The following is an 18,445-nucleotide window of genomic DNA, read 5'->3' on the forward strand; positions in this document are numbered from 1 at the left end:
GACCGTATTCGCATCACATCAGTGGCCCCGGTTGCTGACCGCGCTTCGTCGGCTGCGCCAGCATCGCTTCATGAATCGCCTGTTCCTGCTCATCGAACCGATAGCGCAAGACCTTGGCTGGAACCCCGACGACGACGGCATAGGGAGGCACGTCCTTCGTGACAATCGCGCCTGCACCGACGACCGCCCCGTTCCCGATCGAAATCCCCCGCAACAGAATCGCTCCATGGCCGATCAATACGTCCTGCCCGATCGTCGTGATAACAGACGGAGGCCGCCCTGAAAAGACCACCGGCACACCTGGCTTGTCGTAATGATGGTCGGACCCGACAATCGCGACGTACGCCGACAGGGATGAGTAATGTCCGATATGCACGTGAGGCGGTAGCTGACTATGAGGCCCGATGTACACAAAGTCGCCGGCGACGAATCCCGGGCCGATACTCACAGCCTTGCCCACATGAAAATCCCTCCCGACGCGGGCGCCCCTGTATCGAAAGCGAACGAGGAGCCAGGCCCGAATCTGCTTGAGAAGGTCTTTACCTTTTCCGACAAGAACACGGCAGCAGTCCCTGACGCGAGATTGACTCGCGCTGAGCACGGTGCTGTCTCGCGTTTCATAGGTCATCTCGGATGTGCGATCAGCCATGTCCGTAGACTCCCTCCCCCGGTGGCTCGATAGTCAGCTCGTCCGCAGGCTCGAATAGCTGTTCATCCGGCTCAGTCACAGGGCCCTCCATCACCCCCGGCCTCATGATGCTGACGAGAAACAAGAGTGACGTTGGATTGCCGACATTAATGAGATATCGCTCGAAGACCGCAAGCAGGAGATACCCGACACAGAGTCCGAACAGAATGCTTTGGCTGAACCCTGCTCCAATTTCTCGAGAGCCGGCCCAGAGGAGGGACATCCCACGAGTGATTAAGTACGCGACAGCCAGAAAACCGAGCAGCCCGACTTCCGCCAATGTCGCGAGATAGCCGTTGTGCGCCGATGAGTCGGCCTTCAGGAGGTATTCATGAGCACGGAACCCCACTCCTAGGACCGGATTGTGGACAAATAACTCCCACGTCCACTTCCAGGCTGTCACACGACCCGACGCGCCCGAACTCATGCCACGATCGGCGGAGCTCAGCGCATAGAACCGGTCCAACATTCGATACATGACGTCGCCGTAGGCGAGCGTCACACCGACGATCAGCAGGAGACCCGTTACAGCCAGCAGCAGCACAGGTCGACGGTGGGCCCGCAGGCGAAGCCATACCACCATCCCCAGCCCCACCACTGCGGCGACCGCCGCTGCCCGCGAGCTCGTGAGCACGATGATCCCGGCAATCGGGCCTATCACCGCGAGTCGAAGCACCCAGGTCCTGATCGACATCGCTGCGAGGATGACCGACACCGACACCAGCCCGATCGTATTGGGGTTCAATATTCCTTTGCCGTTCCCTAGACGCGTCCCCGGCACGTAGTCGTACCAGGCGAGCCCAATGAGCACGCCGGTGGTCAACACGGCAAATATCTTCAATCCCCGCTCATACTGTTCTGCATCGAGGTTGGTGTTGAATTGCAAAGCCAAAAAGATGCCCGCCAGCGTCAGCACGAGATAACCGCTCGAGAGTAACGCGACCGGGCTCATGAAGCTGGATAGGGCCGAAACCACACCGAAGAGAATGAGCCCACCGGTTGCCGCAAGCGGCATGGCTTGTGGAACAAAACTGCAGCGTCCCATCGCAAAATACAGCAGAGGCCACACGACCGCAGCGCCGAGGAGCAGCATGGACGTCGTCCCCTCATGGCCTGCCTCTATCCGTCCTCCAAGGGACGCGGCAAAGACCCCGGTGAGCCAGAGTCCCAGAACCAGGCCGACCTGGGTTCCGCGCAGAGGGGTGGCGGTTTCGTCGAAATCCTCTTCACGCTGAAGGCTCATGCAGACCTCAATGCCATCGCGAGTCGACTTCCCATCGTTACGCTCGTCGCCGCCTCACCAACCACGATGGCAATCGCCAGCCCCGGCACCCCGACGCGTGGCACCAGCAACGCCCCCAGCCCGGCCAGCAACAGCCACTGCAAAGCGAGCCCCACCATGGGTGTGCGATAGTCCGATAGCGCATAACAGGAGTTCCGGAAGACCCGACCCAGGCTCATGAAGGGAAGCGCCCACACCGTGATCGAGAGGATCGAGGCGGTGAAGCGGGCATGCTCAAGTGAGAACTTGCCGCGCACAAATATCAACTCCACGATCGGCTCTGCAAAAATGGATACGCAGGCCACGACCGTGACGCTGACCGCGAGGAGCAAGAGCCCTTGTTTCCACAGCATGGCGAACCCGATCGATTTATCTTGCCCAAAGGCTTCCACCAGGCGAGGAAACGCCATCGTCGTGAGCGGCATGACGAGCAGGGAGAGCGGCACGGACACAATCGTGCTGGCATAGAAAAACCCGGCGATGGATCCACCCGGAAGCGAGGACGCGAGACTTCGCTCTGTCACCGAGACAGCGGCATAGATGAGCTCACCGACCAGAATGGTCCCTGCGGCTCCCCAGAGCAGGAACCATCCTTCACGAACAGGGGGTCTGGATTCCGAGGGGACGGACCAAGTCATCAGGACGAGCCGAATCGCAAACAGAAGCATCACGAGAAAATTTCCCGCAGCCACGCCCAGCGTCAGCGCGTCGACCCCGAGCTTTTCGGACCAGAGCGTGAGGGAGACAATGGAGCAAAGCGAGATAATCGATCCGGCCGCAAATCCTGGCGCGAAGGTCCCCAGCACTGAAAGGGCTCCGCGCAAGAGACCTGCCGTGCTCGCAAACACGATCGGCGCCGTGAGGAAATGGAGTGTCCGGACGCCGAGTGCCTCTTGCGTCCCATCGAAGCGTGGGAAAAAAACGCTCAGTAAGAGCCCGGCGCTTCCTAATAGAAACAGCACGACGCCGAGATTCACGAGCAGAAGGCCACAGAGTGCTGGTTGCACGGCCCGGCTGACGGCGGCCGCCCCGCCCCCTCTCGCCACACGGGAGATGAACGCTGTCTCCAGCGCGTTCCCGATCTGCGCCCCAAAGAACAACTGAAGGCTCATGACCGCGACAAAGACATCCAGTTGTGGACTCAAACCAAACGTGGATGCCACGGTGAGCTCCCGCACAAAACCGAGCGCAAGACCGATGCCCGTCAGCAGGGAATATCCTGATGCCTCACGAAGAGGGCCCAGCACATCGGCAAGCACCCGCTGCACCTTCCCAAAAGGCAGCTCATCCAAAGTCCGATCAATTCGGCCCTGCGAGACGAACGCTTTTTGCGATATCGACATGGACACCACCACCGTTTGCGAACAAACGCCTGGCCTCCCACAGAGGTCCTGGCATCGAGCATCAGTTCCGGATTTGCGGTTCGGCTGCCTGCTTCTGGAGCCAGGATCCTGGACTCAACCACCCGTATGCCGGCGCCTTCACCTGTTCTTGCTTCCAGGCCAACGTCCGCTCGATGCAGTCCGCGAGGCTCAATGCCCATGTCTCAGGGGTATAGAGCGCGACGATCTGCCTGGATGCTTCGCCCATCTTGCCTGCATCGACGGTATCCGACGACACCACTCCCAAGAGTCGCGCCATACCGTCGATATCGAACGGATCGCAGACGTATCCGTTCACCCCAGCCCGCACCAGTTCCGGCACACATCCGCAGCGATGCGACACAAGCACCGGCAGTCCCGCCGCCATCGCTTCGTTGACCACCAGCCCCCATGTTTCACTCACGCTCGGAAGGACCAGACAGGACGCAAGCCCGTAGTAGGCTGAGACCGCATCTGCCTGTTGGAAGCCGGCGAACACGACATCGCGCAGTTCTTGAGCCCTCTCTCGCAACACCGGCTCCTGAGGTCCACCGCCGACCAGCACTAGACCCCAAGCCCGCGGCCCAGCCGTCTGCCGATACGTGGCATACGCTTCAAGCAAGCGGAGCACGTTCTTTTCCGGCGCAAACCGTCCGACAAATAGGAAATAGCGTTCCGGGAGGCCAAGGCGGTCACGGAGCGCATCTCCCTGCGAGCGCGCAGCCGCTGCCCCATCCGCAAATGCCTGGTTGTCCACCACGTCATAGCCCGTCCAGATCCATTCGCGGGGAACACCCAACCGCACCAAGTAGGCGGCGGTCTGCTCTCCGGCCGCAAACGCCGCATCGAAATGCCGGCGAACCCACCAGCCTTTTACGGATTCTTTGATTGCCGTTCGAGGCCGATCTTCCCAGTGAGAATCCCCCAAGAAGATACTGACGCGTTTATGACGTTTGGCCCATCGGGCGGCAGCCCGCATGGCGGCATAGTAATAACCGGTGATCACGACCGCCTGGGGATCCGAGTCATCCAGCCAACGAGTCACACGTGCGGCCAGAGCCTTCGAGTCGATCTGATCAACAGTTTTTCCCGGAAAGGCTTCGACATAGTCGAATCCCAGATCTGCTGTTCGCACCTGCCACTCGTGAATCCTTTCGGTGGCGCCCAGCGCCATGAGCTCTACGGTATCGTCTCTTCGCAAAGACTGAAGCGCCCTGAATCGAGGGATGCTATAGGGAGCAAGCACCGGTTCCAGGCAACTGATCTTCATGCTAGTACGGCAGCCTCTCCTCGACGCGGGTGTCACCGCTACGCAAGAAATACAGGAGTCATTGAGGGCCTGACACAGTCGTCATGCCGCTCTATTTCGAGAGATGCAGTCTACTGCTGGAGGTGCGAGGGAACGGCCACGCAGATCTCAAGTTTGTGTTAACAAATCGTTAAAAGGCGGATCAGGAAAGATGGGAGGTCTTGTCCCCTGAAGGCTCCTGGCCGAATCCGTTCAGGCAGGGAGAAGAAGCTGCGACCAGAATGGGTGCTGCGAGGACGGATGCCCGACCCCGCAGAGGGGTGTCCCATTTATGCCATCGCGCCGGTCGCTAGAGCACGTCGTTTCAAAAAGGCCAAACCACCGAGGCCCATGAAGCCGCTGGCAAAGAGCAGGAGACTGGCGGGAAGCGGCACTGGTGTCGGAGCGAGCCCGACAGCCTTCCCCTGCAGGAATAATTTGGCGGTTCGATCGTCGTGCGACCATCCATGCTTTCCCCTGCCCCTCTCAGGGTCAAAGACATGAGTCCATGAAAGGCTGAACTCGGACGTCTCCGGGTTGAAGACTCCCTGGGCGATCCCACCGATATTCCAGGCCCGGAACGAATCGCCGCGGCTCACGCCGAAAAATAGCGACGTGAGATCCATCGTGATTGAAGAACCGCTGATGGTGGCAGAAGGCGCAACCGCGCCGTTCACACCGGAAGTAAAGAGCGAGAAGGTGCGATGTCCCTTCGTGATCGGCGAGACGATATCCGGCATGGACTGATACTGGCCCACTGTGATCGTCCCTTCTTGAGCCAACAAGCGATCGGCGACCCGATGGAATTGGCCTCCGTCCCAAGCCTTCTCGCCCATGAAATCTGTGGGAGTGACCCCCATCGCGGCTGCGAATGGGACAGATCCGAATATCGCCACGACTGCTGTCATGCCGAATGTGAGAAGAAGGGCGCGAGGTGCCATAAGACGCTCCTTTGTAGTCATAGGCTGTAACCAAATAGAAATATGATCGATGCCCGCAAACTGATGGTACAAGCCAGCGACAACAACGGCGTAACGTCTTTGTTTGGATTCGATTAATTTTTCATCAAGAAGCTCTGACGAGTGGCAACAATCGCCACAGGCAACAGCCCACGTCAGCCTACAGAACGGCTGCAGTGGGGTCCACGCACATCGAGCCCGCTTTTTACCTGGGATAACACGGCACGGGGATTGAGGCGGAATACCGAGAGATTGTCGGTCTAGATGGTCTCGAATGACGCGCACATGGTTCGAGCATCAAAATGATACGCCGTGCCGGGCGTCACAGCACCCGGCACGGCGTATGGCAGAAACAGACGCTTCTTACGGCTCTTCTCTAGACAGCTGGGACCGCGTTGCGTCTGGCAAGTCCGACCAACGCAGCCAGCCCACTGCCGAACAGGAGCAGTGCTCCGGGCAGCGGAACGGCCGCTACCTGCGCCGTTCCCTGCAAGGTGAAGGTCCCGGAGGTCAGGAACGGCACGCCCGAGAACGAGCGGGTCCAGGAAATGTCGAAGGCATTCGTCAGTTCGTTGAACGAGCCTGCCGCATTCCCGCCGATGTTCAGCGACGCCATCAATGGGTTCGTGTTGACCCATCCCCAGCCAGTGCTGGTGACCCCTGCGAAAAGCGATTGGAGGTTCGCCGTCAGGGCGGCCCCGGAGGTCTCTCCGGTTGGAGCAGGGAGGTTGAGGGCTCCTCCGTTGCTCGTAAAGATCGAAAACGTGAGGTGGGAAATCGTAATCGGATTGAAGATGTTCGGCAGCGGCTGAAACTGGTTCATGATGAGCTGCCCATTGGCATTGAAGTTGCCGATGATGCTCCCCAATGATCCAAAATTCAGATTCATCGATCCACCGGTGATGTCCAGCTGCGTGACGGACGCAGCCTGGGTTGGTGCCGGTAATACCCAGAGTACCGACGCCATCAGGAGAGCCATCACGCTCCCCTTGACTGTTTTGCCCGTTGTTGCCGTTGTCATGAAATACTCCCGTGCTGCTCACACGAATGAGTCGTTATGGCTCGCGTCATCGCAACAGAATCCAGGTTCCCAGGGGCGGGGCCTGGAGAGAACCTCCAGGCCCCGCCCCTGTCTGCCCTTATGGCCTATCGTTCACGGCTGTCAAACATGCCGGCACGCCAGTCACGTTGGACTTCCAGTTAACCGGGCCCTTGTCTTGGGACTTCGTCACGTGCATTTCCTGTGGCGAAACCCAATACCGCCCGACGTTAGGCAGATTGTTGATGATGGTTGCGCTTTCCGCCTGGTTCAAGAATGCACTGATGAGAATCTGTTCGTTCGCGCCGGCTGGAGGCACATTCCGGGTGTTGAACGCTTCGAACACCCAGTACTGCTGTTTGCCGCAGCGAACATTTTCCTTCTCGTTGCCAAAATAGGCCGCTTCTTCGACCGGGGGCACATGGCCGTTGGCGCTATCGTTGCGCAACGCCTTGCCACCGTCCACCGCCACCACATAGCCGGCAGCCGGACTCACAGTTGCAGCCTGTTCCGCTTCCATATAGGCGGCCGCGGACGGATGGGCCGGGCGCGCGCCCGGGAATGGGAACGGATCGTTCGAGGGAATGGTCGGGCTGGCGTTGCCCTGGATGCAGTCCCGCACATCGCTGTTCGAGATACCGGACAGCGTCGTCGGCCCTGCTGTTGGAGTCGCCGGCGTACCCAGCGTCAAATTGAAGCTGCCGCTGCCGGTTGGCGTTTGGCCGGTATGCTCGTTCGCATCCTTCATCAAGGTCTGATCGAAGGCCGCCTTCGTGCCGGATCCGGCACGACGCTGGCACAAGACGATCGTCTGATTGTCCGAGCCATTCACGACCCCGTCACCGTTGGTATCGGCCCCGATTCCACTGAACTGGGTCCAACGTGTCACGTTACGGGAAAAGAGCGCCTCGATCTGCAACTGCGTCAAGTTGCGAACCGGGCCGATCACGGAACCGCCGGCCGGATTGATCAATTTCACCGCGCTGCCCAGCACGATGGAGAAGGGCACCACGACTGGACGGCTCGAAGTGATATTGCCGTCGGCGCGAGGACCGACGACGATCGATCCCTGTAACGTCGACCCGATATATCCGACCGAGGTCTGGCCGAATGAGGTGGCCGCCACGTCAGACACGCCCAGATTCACCACCAGAGCTCCTGCCGCATTGGTGGTCGGGTTTGCACTGAATTGCGTACAGCTGGGATAGAACTGTCTCGTCCGACCCAGCGCATCGAGTTCCGTCGTCGGTGCGCCGCAAGACGCGGGATTCTCAAGGACGTACACCTCCCGGGCCGCCGGGTTCGGGGTCACGCCGTCATTGTTGACCGTCGGGAACGCGTTCGGTTTATCGATCCCGCCTGATGAGCTAGTGGATTGATACCGCACCACGATGCTGGGCAAGCCAACGACGTTGGTGGCTTCGCAGACCCAGGTAATGAACTTAGAATTGGCCAGACGATTCCCCGCCGGGCCGAGCGAGCCGTCCATGAAAATACGCGGCGCAGTTGCGCCAGGCACTAGGGTCGCGCCCGTCCCCGTTGGATTGTTACAAAGGGTGACCGGCACTTCTTCGACGAATGGTTTGGCCGCCGAGGCGCCGGCGATGTTCAAGACCGTCTGGGCCTGGGCCGACACAGCCACTCCTGCAATCGACGCCAGCGCAGCGAGGATTGCCATGGATGTCTTCATTGATCTCATATGATCCGCTCCTGTGATTATGGTGTTTTACTCTCTGAACGTTGCTTGTCGAGACTCCCGCTTCAGATCGACCTATGCCGCCATTCTATTCATCGAGCGGCGGGCGATGCCCACGAGTCCGACCAAACCGGTTCCGAACAGAATAACCGCAGCCGGCACCGGCACTGCCGCCGGCGTGATGGTCAATTGCCCGGCCGTTGACAAGAAGGCTGTTGCGACTCTCACATAGGTCTCTGCTTCCCCGTTGATGTTGACGGCGAAGATATTGAGGAGCTGCCCGAGCGTGCCATGGGTTGTAAAGCCCAATTGGCCGTTGACGACACCGGCCGTCCCGAGAAAATTCGTGAACGAATGAGGAGCCGCGGTCGAGGTGAGCGAGGGATTATTGAGGTAAGCATTCGATGCAGATGCACCACCAGTTGCGGCGGCATGTTGCCCTGCCCAATTCAGAAATTCGCCCGCCGCGTTGACGGCAAAGCTGTTATTGGCCTGGGACGCGGTAATCGTAGAGCTGGTCGACGATACATAAAACGTCTGGCCATCGGTCGAGGTGCCCATGACTGAATAGCGCAGCCCCGTTGCAGCTCCAACGTTCAGAGTCGAGAGGTTGCCACTGATGTCGCGAGTTATCGGCGAAGTCCCTTCGAAAGTCGGAAGGGCTGAGTTCGGCCCGAAATTCTCATAGCGCTGGTCATTTCCCCCGTACACGAAGAACCCTGCGTCCCCGAAATTGAACCCCAGGGCCAAGGCGTTCGATGGTACCCCAGCGACGGCGACGGCCGACACAGCGACGAGTGCCGCCAGCAGCCGCTTTACATGACTCTGTCTCTTCATGGTCTTCCTCCTCAGTGATTGATGATGTCTGACCGATCTGCCTCTGCCTGCACAGGATGCGACTCTCTTGATCCACCCCTTCTGCCCGCGATGACCAGGCTCCGTTTCCTAGAGCCTCCGTTCACCTCCTCCCCCTGTACGTTCCTTCATCGGTACGTCACGGGGTCATATGTCTCATGTCGGTGTTACCTCGCGATCAGTTCCTCCTTGCCTGACGGTTAACCCTGTATGAAGATCTCGTGCACATCGGACAGGTAACCCCTATACCGCATACCTGTTCTACGCGAGTACGATTACAAACCCGTGGACGTTGTCTTTAGGTGCTGTAAACTCTGAGTACCGACTCAGGTATTCAGGCTGAAGGCTGGAAATGATCTCGCGAAGCAGAAATTCTTCAATCGCAGACTAAACGCTGAGCTCTGAACGATGAACGCTGAAGTGAGTATCGTTTTCGCTCCGAGTTCATCGCTCCACGTTCATCGTTTCAAGACTGGCGGACTTTTTCAGCATCCTGCTAGGAGCCTGTCCGACATTGCCTTCGTGACGAGGCGAAAGAGGCGCAGCCAGATGCAAGGCCGCAAGCCGGAAAAAACCGGAGGTGTATTCGCTGGAATACATTGAGGATTTTTTCTGGCCGAGAACGACGCAGGTGGGTGCGGATCGTTCGCCCTAGTAGAACGGCCAATGTCGGACAGGCTCCTAGGTCGGGGGAAAGAACTTGACGACAATGGTGCGGTCCATGCCGGGAGGGGGAGGCCGGACTTCGGCCACTTTCGCGAGGGCGTCGAGCGCGGATTGATCGAACAAGAGGCTGCCGGATGAGTTGATGAGTCGATATTGCAGCACACGGCCCTGCTCATCGATGATGAGTTCGCACAGCACCGCATATTCCAGATCGTCTTGAAGCGACGGCGGTTGCTGATACTTCGATTGAATTGAGGCCGTCAGAATATCCGTGTAGCCGGCGAACCGTCCCCGGCCCTTGCCGACGGCAAAGGGGTCCGAGCTGACCGGTGGTGGACCGGGCGCATCCGACGCCTTGGGAGGCGGCGGCGCTTCCGCCGTCGGTGGCGGTGGCGGCGGGGCCTCTTGCGGCTTGGGTTCCGGCTTGGCTGGCTCCGGTTCAGGCTCCGGCTCCGGTTCTTTTTCCGGTGGCGGGGGCGGCTCCTCTTTTTTGAACGCGTTCAGCTTATAGACCTTGATCAAGTCCTGGCCCCATTGGGTTTGGGACACCCAATACAAACCACCCCCGATGCCAAGATGCACCACGCCCACGATCAGGAGCGTCGTACCGAGCTTGCTCTTCTTTTTTTCAAAACCCTTGTAGCCGGCCATCTCTTCAATTCGTGAAACGTGAACGGTGAAACGTGAGACGTTGCCCCGCGCGGGAAACGTGCAGCATACGCGAAAAGCGAGACTAGACTAATGTGATAGGTATCATGTCTGTTCACTGCGCTTCACGAACAACTTGCGGGATGCTCAAAAAGTTCGTCAGCAAGGCCGCAGCGAGTGAAGACCTGAGGCGTACCCTTGCGGTACGTTGAGGGTCCGAACGATGCGAGAACGCCGCTGGCAGGCTTTTTCAGCATCCCGCTACGGTTCATTGGTCGGTTTCGTCGCAATCGCCAAATCCTCGACCGGAATCCGTTGCAGAATATCCAGTACTGCGACGACATGTTTGTATTCGACGCCGGAGTCTCCGCGAAGGACGAGCGGCAACTTGCCGCCCTTGGCCGCTTTTAAATCGCGAATGAGTTTCTCCAGTTCGCTGAGCTTGACGCGCTCCTCGTCCATATACACGTCGCCGTTCTTCTTCACGGAAATCGTCGGCGTGGTGGTTTCCATTTCCGTTTCATGCGGCGTGGATTCAGGCAGTTTCAGCTCGATCCCCTGCACCGCCGCCGTCGTCGTGATGATGAAAATCACGAGCAGCACCCAGGCCAGGTCCAGCAGGGGCGTCATGTTGATATCGGCGACCGCGCCGTGACTCTTTCTCGAAAATCGTCTCATGTCTTCCCTCCGTATCTCGTCTCACGTGAAGCGTGAAGCGCCCGAATCCGAAACGAGATACGCTTCACATCTTTGTCCTTCCCCGCGCGTTTCGCGCTTCACGACCAACGCTTCACGTACCTTCTTCTGGCGCTTCACGTTTCACGCACTCAATGCCCTGTCGCCGCGGCGGACGGTTCGGCTTCTTGACGGTGCCCGCCAGGCCGGTAGTCTTCGATATCGTCGGTCGCAGCAGCCGCGCCCTTCTTTTCTTGGAGATAGTCCGTCATGAACACGGTTTCAAGATGGGCTGCGAAGTTATCCAGTTCCATCGTGAGCGTTTTGGTCTTCGTCACGAGAAAGTTGTAGCAAAAGAGGGAGGGGATCGCGACCATGAGCCCCGCGACCGTCGCGATGAGCGCTGAGGCCACGCCAGGGGCCATCGTCGCGAGGGTCGCCGACTGGGCCTTGCCGATGCCGGCGAAGGTATCCATGACTCCCCAGACCGTTCCGAGTAATCCGATGAAGGGGCCGCCGCTGATGGCCGTCGCCAGCACGATCATGCCGGACTCAAGGCTGACGGCCGCTTCCCCCAACACCCGTTCGAGGGCAATTCGCACCGCGCTCATGCCATGATGCGGAATCTGTTCCACCCCATACTTTTCCTGCTGCACCTTCAGTTCTTCGCACCCCCCGAAATAGACCTCGTACATCGGCGAGCCTTGCAACAGTTTGATCGGGCCTTTCCCGAAGATCACCAGCGGGCCTTTCGCCTTGGAGTAATAACCAAGAAACAGGCCATTCCGCTTCTTGGCCTTGGCCAACTGGCGGAACTTGTTGATAATCACCGTCCAGCTGACGAGCGAAAACAACAACAACACCCCGATGGTAATCTTGCCTTCGAGCGTCGCGTGGTTGAGCGCAAACGCCACGCCTCCTGAACTCATTTCCATACTGCATCTCCCTTGTTCGTTAGCCGCCCGGCTGGGCCTGCGGCTTCACATCCACTTGAATGATGACACCGCGTTTCATTTGGACCGATCTGGCCATTTGAGACTTTTTATCCTTCTCGCCGTCTTTCGACGCCACCTGTTTCCCGCTGTTCGAGGCCGGCGACCCGGTCGATTCCGCGGTCGTTTGCTGGACCTGCTCGACCGCCTTGGCTGCCGTCGAGGAGGTGGTGCTCGTCGAGGCTGAGGTGGCAGACACGGTCGAGGTGGCTCCGCTCAAGCCTCCGACCGAACCGCCGCCGGCGCCGCCGGCTGCCGACACGGATGCGCCACCCACCGAGCCTGCCGCGGCGCCGGCGAAGGCGCCGAGGGAGCCGGAGACCGATGAGGCACTGAACGTCGCCTTCCCGATGATCGATCCACCGAGGAGGTTGAGCGCGTCTCCCGCCTCGAGGTTGATGCGCCTCCCTCTGATGCCGGCCTGCGGCACATCGATGTTTCTTGCCGCTATCAGTGAAATATCTCCCAGTTGCAGCGGACGGCTGCCGGGACCGAAGGGCGCTTGAATGAACTCCTCAAATATTCTGTCGTACTCGACTTTGCGGATTTCCGTGAGCCGATCGAACTCTGCAACCAGATCGGTCGCGTCCCGGCCCAAAAACCTGCGCTTAGTAATGCGGGCGAAAAGCGCGTTCATCTGAGGGGTATTGAATGCCGGAAAGGGCAAGGTCGAAAAATCAGGGTCGTCCCGCTCCCAGGTGAAAATTCCGCTCCCGGGCACAGTCGCTGTGGTGGAGGTGCCGTCGCCGTTGTTGATCACGAAGTGCGCGCGCTCATCCTTACTCCCGCTGCCGGCGTTGATCGTCCCTGCCGTGGACTTGATCAGAATGTTGCCGGAATCGAACGTCCCGATGCGGGACCTATTCACGTCCACATCTCCCGTCGAGAGAATTCTAATGCTGCCTCCACGCAGCGTGACGATGCCGGTCTGTTCGGCATTGCCGCCCGCCACAGTGCCGCCGACATTGACTTTGCCCCCGACCGGCGTAATCACGGTAACGTCTTGCCCGCCAATGCTCAGCATGAGCCTCCCATCGACCAGCGCGGGCCTGCCATCCACCAACAGCACTGCTCCGTTCGCGTCGCGAACCGGATTGCGATCGACGAGCACGACCTTTTGTTGAAAGACGATCTGCTCTCCTTGATGGACGCGCTGCCCGCCGATCAAGAACAGTTGGCCGGTTTGTTCGACAAAGAGCGGTTTCCAGACCAACTCCACCTGGCCGTTGATGACGTCCTGCGCGGTGAACAGGCTGGCCTGATCCGGGACCAGAGTCGTCTTATAGGCTTGAATCGGCACGGCGGTTCCGTTCTGATCCGGCAGGGCAAGTATCAGTCTCCCCGATTGGTCGATCAGCAGGGCCCTGGTCTCCACTGCGCCTGGGATGGGCCTGCCGGTCGCATCGACGATCCGCACCCCATCCGCCCCATGGATGAAGATGTTTCCGCCGTTCAACGTGGCCATCTGCGATTGAGTCATCTCGACATTTCCGCCGGCCCCGATATCGAGCAATCCGCCTTGCTGCCGTTGATTAATGGTCGCCGGTGTCAGTCCGATCCTATGAACGATCCCGATGCTATCGCCAAGATCGATGTTGCGATTGGCCCGAACTTCGGCATTGCCATTACCCACGAAGGTAATTCCCGATGTGGTAAACCCCGGCGTTCTCCTCAGTTCGATCGAGCCAGCGGCATGAATACGCGCCGCAGCTTCCCCGTTGGCCAATTGCGGCAGAGAGATACCCGTGGCTAATATTCCTCTGATATCCCCCCCGGAGCTGATCGTCGTCTGTCTCAAGTAGGGACTCAAAAACGTCAGCAGCAACCCTGAGATATCCCCTAGCTGAGTAGACAAATTGATCGTGGCGGCAGGAGGAGCGGTGGAAGTGAAGGCGGTCCTCAGAGCCTGATCAATCTGGAACTGTTGAACGTCCTGCCCCAAGAGGGACTCCACTGTTCCCTCGTTAAGTTTCAGCACTGCCGGAATCCCGGCTCGCCCTAGGACCGTCGGCTTCACCCGTAAATCCATTGGAGGAAACCCTGCCAGGATGAAGGAAAATCCTGGCACGTTTGGAACATTCTCTGAGCTCCCCTGAAAACTAAGATCTCCCCACCGTTGCAGCCATGGTCTCAAATTCGGATCCGCCAAGGCCACGGCCTCATTCACCCTCACCCATCGGGCAGCAGGATCGCCAGGGGTGCCGGTATAGATCAACACAGAGTCTTGAACGATCAGTTGTTGTAACGGCCCCTGCCCCTTAATCTCCTGCCTTGCGGAGAGCCTGATCGATCCGGTCGGCGACGGCCAGAACGACAACTCCCTAGTGTCCGTGACGAGAATAATGCTGCCTTCGTCGGCTGTCGCAGAAAAGTTGGCCGGAAAGAGCCGTCTCGCAGCGGCAAATTCTCCGGTTGGTCTGCCCGGCTCAATCAGGATGTTGCCGGTCCGCGCTGTCAGATTCAGGCTGCTGTTGGCCGAGAGAAATCCGGACTCCCGCAAGCCGAAATCCTCCGCCAAACTGAAAAAGATCGATCGGCCTGCATTCAGGTTAGCCGTATTGCGAGGAACAGTGAAGGTCCCGTCGCCGTTGTCGATCCGTCCGCCAAGGATCAGATTGACCGGCGCCAGTTCCGTTCCGATATCCCGCCCGGCGGCTACGTCCGCAATGCCACCCTGAAGAGTAAAGCCAGGCCCTCTCTGGTTTCTCGTCGAGACTGGGCCACGCACATCGTTGCCGGCCCGAATCGTGAGGTTTCCCGGCAGCCCCACATGAACACCGGGAAGACCGGAAAGGGAACTACGGCTGTTGCTATAACGCTCAAACGGGCTGGGAATCACCACGTCGTTCACCGCGGAGAGACTGACGTCTCCCCCCACCGATGCCGTATTCACGCTCGCAAAACCATTGGGCCCATCGACCAGTGCCAAATCGTTTCCCGCATGCAGATGGATGGTTCCTCCCCCTGCCGTACTGACTTGGCCGGCCGTAATCGTGAGATCTCTCCCGGCGCGGCCGAGGATGTTCCATCGCGCCCCCATTGACTGAAACTCACTATTGGTGAATGTCAGGTTTCGTCCCGCATTCAGATGAAACGTCCCCGCCTGGCCGAAGGGAAGTCCCAGTGAGTCGAGGGACGTGGTGGTCGTGACGTTGATGTCGTCCATTGCCAGCACGTTGATTTCGCCGCGGGCGGCGCCAGGCGTGAGCGACAAGAGCTCGGCATCCGAAAGATCGAATCGATCAGGAATACGCCCGTGGGTCGTCCCCAAGACCGTCCCGTTCGAGCTCACAGTGGTTCCGCCCAGCCAGACTTCACCGGCCACGCCTCCGGCGCCGGGCGTGACATCGATCGTCGCGCCGGACTCTACCTGCACGCTTCCCCCAGTGCGGATGCCGGACGCATCGCGCGTGGCCGCCGTCGCGATGACGGTGCCTCCGTGGGCCCCGGCTTCACCACCGGTGCTGAGCGTTCGGCTGCCGGCCCTCATGGTCACCTGCTCGCTGGCCACCAGCTCGATCCGGCCATTCCGCTGAACGACGCTGTTGGCCTGGATCAGATTCCCCTGATTCACGACCCGTCCCGCCATGGTCACCTGCCCGCCGTCCGCGAACAACTGCCCGAGATTCAACGCTTCCCCGACCGGCGCCGTCACCTGTGAGAGAAAGCCTCTCCCATCCGGGCGATTGGAGAGAAAGGCCGTGCTTCCGGCTCCCAGGGACACGTGCCCGTTCGTGCTGGTGATGATGCCGGTCGCCGCGTTCTCGACGTTCGGTGCAAAGAGATAGACGCCTTCGACTCCGGCATTGATGGCGCCCGCATTCCTGATGGCTCCGTTCGTCCCGCTGTTCTGGAAGAGATACAGGCCGTTCAAGAAATTACTATCGCTGAGGTTGAGGGTCGATGCGGCAAACATGCCTCCGACACTCACCTGGCCGGTCGGACCGATAAAGACACCGTTGGGATTGAGTAAGATCAACGACCCGGTGGCAGTCAACATCCCGTCAATTTGCGTGGCAGGCCCGAACACCCTGACGAGCATCCATGCCGCCGCGTTAGGCTGGATCACGTTGACGATGTGATTCGACGCAATACTGAAGTCAGTCGCGTGGACGACGGCCCTGGCAGCTGATGTCACGATGTCGGTTCTAATTCTCCCATCGAGCTGGATTTGAGGGGTAAGGACTTCGACCGGACCATTCGTGATCGTGACGGCTGCCTGCACCGGCAGCGCAAGAGTCGCAGAGAGCACCCAGACCAATCCTACCGTCGTCCCTTGGCGGATGGCATTCAATCGGCGCCCGGTCCTATTCATCGCGATTCTCCTCACTCATCTTAAAATCCAACACTGACCATAAAATGCGTAAACGTATCGCCACGCTTGGTCGTGCCGGTCGTCTGCAGCGCCATCGCGTGATCGAGCTGCAGATTCAGGTTGATCGGCTCGATCCTCATCCGCAGGCCTCCGCCGGCGCCTTCAAGCCGGGAGATGTCTTGTTGCCCGGCCGGTGCCCGCTTGGTCCAGAGCCTGGCGTAGTCGTAGAAGGCGACCAACTTCATCGTCGCCTTCACCTCCGAACTCCGCCGCCGTTGCCAGAAATAATCGATCGGAATGGATGGCAAGTCCGGCGTGTACAGTTCCGCGCGCCAGAGCAAGGCGTTGTCCCCCAACGCTTGGTTTTGAATGTAGCCGCGCACCGTATCCATTCCACCGGCAAAAAACTGCTCGGCAGGAATCAGCGGCTCAGAGGCCCATTGCCCATCGACTCGAGCGGACAACAGAAACTCGTTCGGCAAGGGCTGCATACGGCTGATGCCGCTCTTCACCACTCCGAATGTGCCGGTCGAACCGGCACGGTTCCCGGGGAATTCGTCGGGATTGTTCGGGTCTCCTTGAAAGTCTTTCTTGCCTCCGCCAGGAATGAGTCCGGCGACGTAGCCGGTCAGGGTCGTGGTGAAGGTCGTCATCCCGTACGAGTCGGGATAGGTTCCCGTGTAACCGGCCGAAACCGGCAGATATTGGATGGGGCTCAACACGATCGCGGTGCCTAGATCTCCGGGAAAGGTGGCTTCCGTTTTCTCCAGCCGTTTGAAGTCGGCGCCGATCGAGAGCTGATGCCCGGCCTTGCCGCCTTTGAAAATCGGAAAGAGATAGCGAAAGCCGCCCACCGTCGCATTTCCTGCCACGGCGATGTCGCCTCCCCCGCTGATGGGCAACGAGGTTCCGGCCAGAGTCGAGTTGCTACTCACCTTCGAGGCATACACCGCCAGCAAATGGTCGGGCCAGGTGAGCGGCGCGACATAGCTGAAGCCGTAGGCCTGCACCGCTCCCCAATTTGTCGGCGTCTGCGTCGTCTGCAGCGTCAGGATATGGTCCTGTCCCCAGAGATTGCCGTATTGCGCTTCCCAGGTCATACGGGCAGCCGGCGTGGTGAACGGGCCTTTGTTATCGCCCGTCATCTTCGCATGGAGCGGCAGCCGGTCTTTCGCCTTCAATTCCAAGTCCACTGTGCCCTGCTCACTACCGGGCTTCAGCACCGGCGCGATCTTGAGGTCGGGATTGGCGTTGACGGCATCCAGTTGTTTCACGAAATCCGGCTCATAGAGCAGCGCGCCGATCTGTACCGAGGGCAGTTTCCCGAGAATGTTGTACCGGGAGAAATAGCGGTTGCCGGTCACCGTCACGCCCAAGAGATGGCCTTCGACGACATCGAGCCGCACGGAGCCCTGTTCGACCGATTGTTCCGGCACGACGACGAGGATCGTCGGATATCCCAACTGCTGATAGGATTTTTCCAGTTCGACCCTCGCCCGGTCGATATCCTTGATCGTCTTCCCCGGTCCCTTATACTTGTTCAGGACCTCATCGATCTTCTCGCGGGAGAGGAGCGTGCTGCCGTCTACCACAAATTCAAGAATGGAAAACCCGACCGGTTCGACTTGATTCGATGTGGGAAGAGACGGCTCAGCCGAAGTTGCCCCGTTGGAGCCAGTGCTCTTTGCAGCCGACTCAGCACGCGATGTCGGCCGGACCGGGCCTGGAAGGGTCGGCCGATCCGGCAGGACCGGTCGAACGGAGACATCGGCAACAGCCCACGCGTCTGCCATTCCGCCGCCCATCATGAGTCCCAATGCCACAATGACACCTCCGAACCGTCTCGCCATGCCTCATCATTTCCTCTGGTAACCGAGCCCCTGTTGTCGGCCTGTCTGCTCTTCGTCTGGGCTCCTGCAGGACAGGGACAGCCCGGCAGTCCATTTGCTGCATGCTACGCGTAAAGAAGTATCGTTCAATT

13 protein-coding genes are annotated in these 18,445 nt (G+C 59.4%); all 13 read right to left on the reverse strand.

What is annotated here, in order from left to right:
* Window positions 1-13: 13 nt before the first annotated feature.
* Window positions 14-649, reverse strand: a complete 636-nt coding sequence (locus Q7U76_11925; protein ID MDO8357090.1) for a CatB-related O-acetyltransferase — start codon at window positions 647-649, stop codon at window positions 14-16.
* On the reverse strand, window positions 642-1,931 hold the full coding sequence (locus tag Q7U76_11930; GenBank protein MDO8357091.1) for an O-antigen ligase family protein: 1,290 nt from the start codon (window positions 1,929-1,931) through the stop codon (window positions 642-644). The genes Q7U76_11925 and Q7U76_11930 overlap by 8 nt, the downstream gene beginning before the upstream one ends.
* Window positions 1,928-3,313: a lipid II flippase MurJ gene (locus Q7U76_11935; protein MDO8357092.1), complete on the reverse strand. Its 1,386-nt coding sequence runs from the start codon at window positions 3,311-3,313 to the stop codon at window positions 1,928-1,930. The genes Q7U76_11930 and Q7U76_11935 overlap by 4 nt, the downstream gene beginning before the upstream one ends.
* Window positions 3,314-3,374: 61 nt before the next feature.
* On the reverse strand, window positions 3,375-4,601 hold the full coding sequence (locus Q7U76_11940; GenBank protein MDO8357093.1) for a glycosyltransferase family 4 protein: 1,227 nt from the start codon (window positions 4,599-4,601) through the stop codon (window positions 3,375-3,377).
* A gap of 308 nt (window positions 4,602-4,909) precedes the next feature.
* Window positions 4,910-5,560 (reverse strand): hypothetical protein, encoded by a 651-nt coding sequence (locus Q7U76_11945; GenBank protein ID MDO8357094.1) that lies wholly within the window; start codon window positions 5,558-5,560, stop codon window positions 4,910-4,912.
* Between the two features lie 394 nt (window positions 5,561-5,954).
* Window positions 5,955-6,599 (reverse strand): hypothetical protein, encoded by a 645-nt coding sequence (locus tag Q7U76_11950; protein MDO8357095.1) that lies wholly within the window; start codon window positions 6,597-6,599, stop codon window positions 5,955-5,957.
* A gap of 118 nt (window positions 6,600-6,717) precedes the next feature.
* Complete coding sequence (locus Q7U76_11955; protein ID MDO8357096.1) at window positions 6,718-8,316, reverse strand: substrate-binding domain-containing protein; 1,599 nt, start codon at window positions 8,314-8,316, stop codon at window positions 6,718-6,720.
* Between the two features lie 72 nt (window positions 8,317-8,388).
* Window positions 8,389-9,150, reverse strand: a complete 762-nt coding sequence (locus Q7U76_11960; protein MDO8357097.1) for a hypothetical protein — start codon at window positions 9,148-9,150, stop codon at window positions 8,389-8,391.
* 699 nt (window positions 9,151-9,849) lie between these two features.
* Complete coding sequence (locus Q7U76_11965) at window positions 9,850-10,485, reverse strand: TonB family protein (GenBank protein ID MDO8357098.1); 636 nt, start codon at window positions 10,483-10,485, stop codon at window positions 9,850-9,852.
* Between the two features lie 258 nt (window positions 10,486-10,743).
* The gene (locus Q7U76_11970; GenBank protein MDO8357099.1) at window positions 10,744-11,160 is read right to left on the reverse strand and encodes a biopolymer transporter ExbD; all 417 of its coding nucleotides are present in this window, start codon (window positions 11,158-11,160) and stop codon (window positions 10,744-10,746) included.
* 149 nt (window positions 11,161-11,309) lie between these two features.
* Window positions 11,310-12,092 carry a MotA/TolQ/ExbB proton channel family protein gene (locus tag Q7U76_11975; protein ID MDO8357100.1) on the reverse strand — a complete coding sequence of 261 codons (783 nt, stop codon included), beginning with the start codon at window positions 12,090-12,092 and terminating at the stop codon, window positions 11,310-11,312.
* Between the two features lie 19 nt (window positions 12,093-12,111).
* Window positions 12,112-16,464: a filamentous hemagglutinin N-terminal domain-containing protein gene (locus Q7U76_11980; protein MDO8357101.1), complete on the reverse strand. Its 4,353-nt coding sequence runs from the start codon at window positions 16,462-16,464 to the stop codon at window positions 12,112-12,114.
* 20 nt (window positions 16,465-16,484) lie between these two features.
* Entirely contained in the window at window positions 16,485-18,314 is a 1,830-nt protein-coding gene (locus tag Q7U76_11985) for a ShlB/FhaC/HecB family hemolysin secretion/activation protein (GenBank protein ID MDO8357102.1), read from the reverse strand.
* Window positions 18,315-18,445 lie beyond the last annotated feature (131 nt).

It is taken from the genome of Nitrospirota bacterium (assembly GCA_030645475.1).
Lineage (GTDB): Bacteria > Nitrospirota > Nitrospiria > Nitrospirales > Nitrospiraceae > Palsa-1315.

Coding starts and splice junctions, on each gene's coding strand:
- Q7U76_11925 (MDO8357090.1), bottom strand. CDS start 649: ATGGCTGATCGCACATCCGAGATGACCTATGAAACGCGAGACAGCACC.
- Q7U76_11930 (MDO8357091.1), bottom strand. CDS start 1,931: ATGAGCCTTCAGCGTGAAGAGGATTTCGACGAAACCGCCACCCCTCTG.
- Q7U76_11935 (MDO8357092.1), bottom strand. CDS start 3,313: ATGTCGATATCGCAAAAAGCGTTCGTCTCGCAGGGCCGAATTGATCGG.
- Q7U76_11940 (MDO8357093.1), bottom strand. CDS start 4,601: ATGAAGATCAGTTGCCTGGAACCGGTGCTTGCTCCCTATAGCATCCCT.
- Q7U76_11945 (MDO8357094.1), bottom strand. CDS start 5,560: ATGGCACCTCGCGCCCTTCTTCTCACATTCGGCATGACAGCAGTCGTG.
- Q7U76_11950 (MDO8357095.1), bottom strand. CDS start 6,599: ATGACAACGGCAACAACGGGCAAAACAGTCAAGGGGAGCGTGATGGCT.
- Q7U76_11955 (MDO8357096.1), bottom strand. CDS start 8,316: ATGAGATCAATGAAGACATCCATGGCAATCCTCGCTGCGCTGGCGTCG.
- Q7U76_11960 (MDO8357097.1), bottom strand. CDS start 9,150: ATGAAGAGACAGAGTCATGTAAAGCGGCTGCTGGCGGCACTCGTCGCT.
- Q7U76_11965 (MDO8357098.1), bottom strand. CDS start 10,485: ATGGCCGGCTACAAGGGTTTTGAAAAAAAGAAGAGCAAGCTCGGTACG.
- Q7U76_11970 (MDO8357099.1), bottom strand. CDS start 11,160: ATGAGACGATTTTCGAGAAAGAGTCACGGCGCGGTCGCCGATATCAAC.
- Q7U76_11975 (MDO8357100.1), bottom strand. CDS start 12,092: ATGGAAATGAGTTCAGGAGGCGTGGCGTTTGCGCTCAACCACGCGACG.
- Q7U76_11980 (MDO8357101.1), bottom strand. CDS start 16,464: ATGAATAGGACCGGGCGCCGATTGAATGCCATCCGCCAAGGGACGACG.
- Q7U76_11985 (MDO8357102.1), bottom strand. CDS start 18,314: ATGGCGAGACGGTTCGGAGGTGTCATTGTGGCATTGGGACTCATGATG.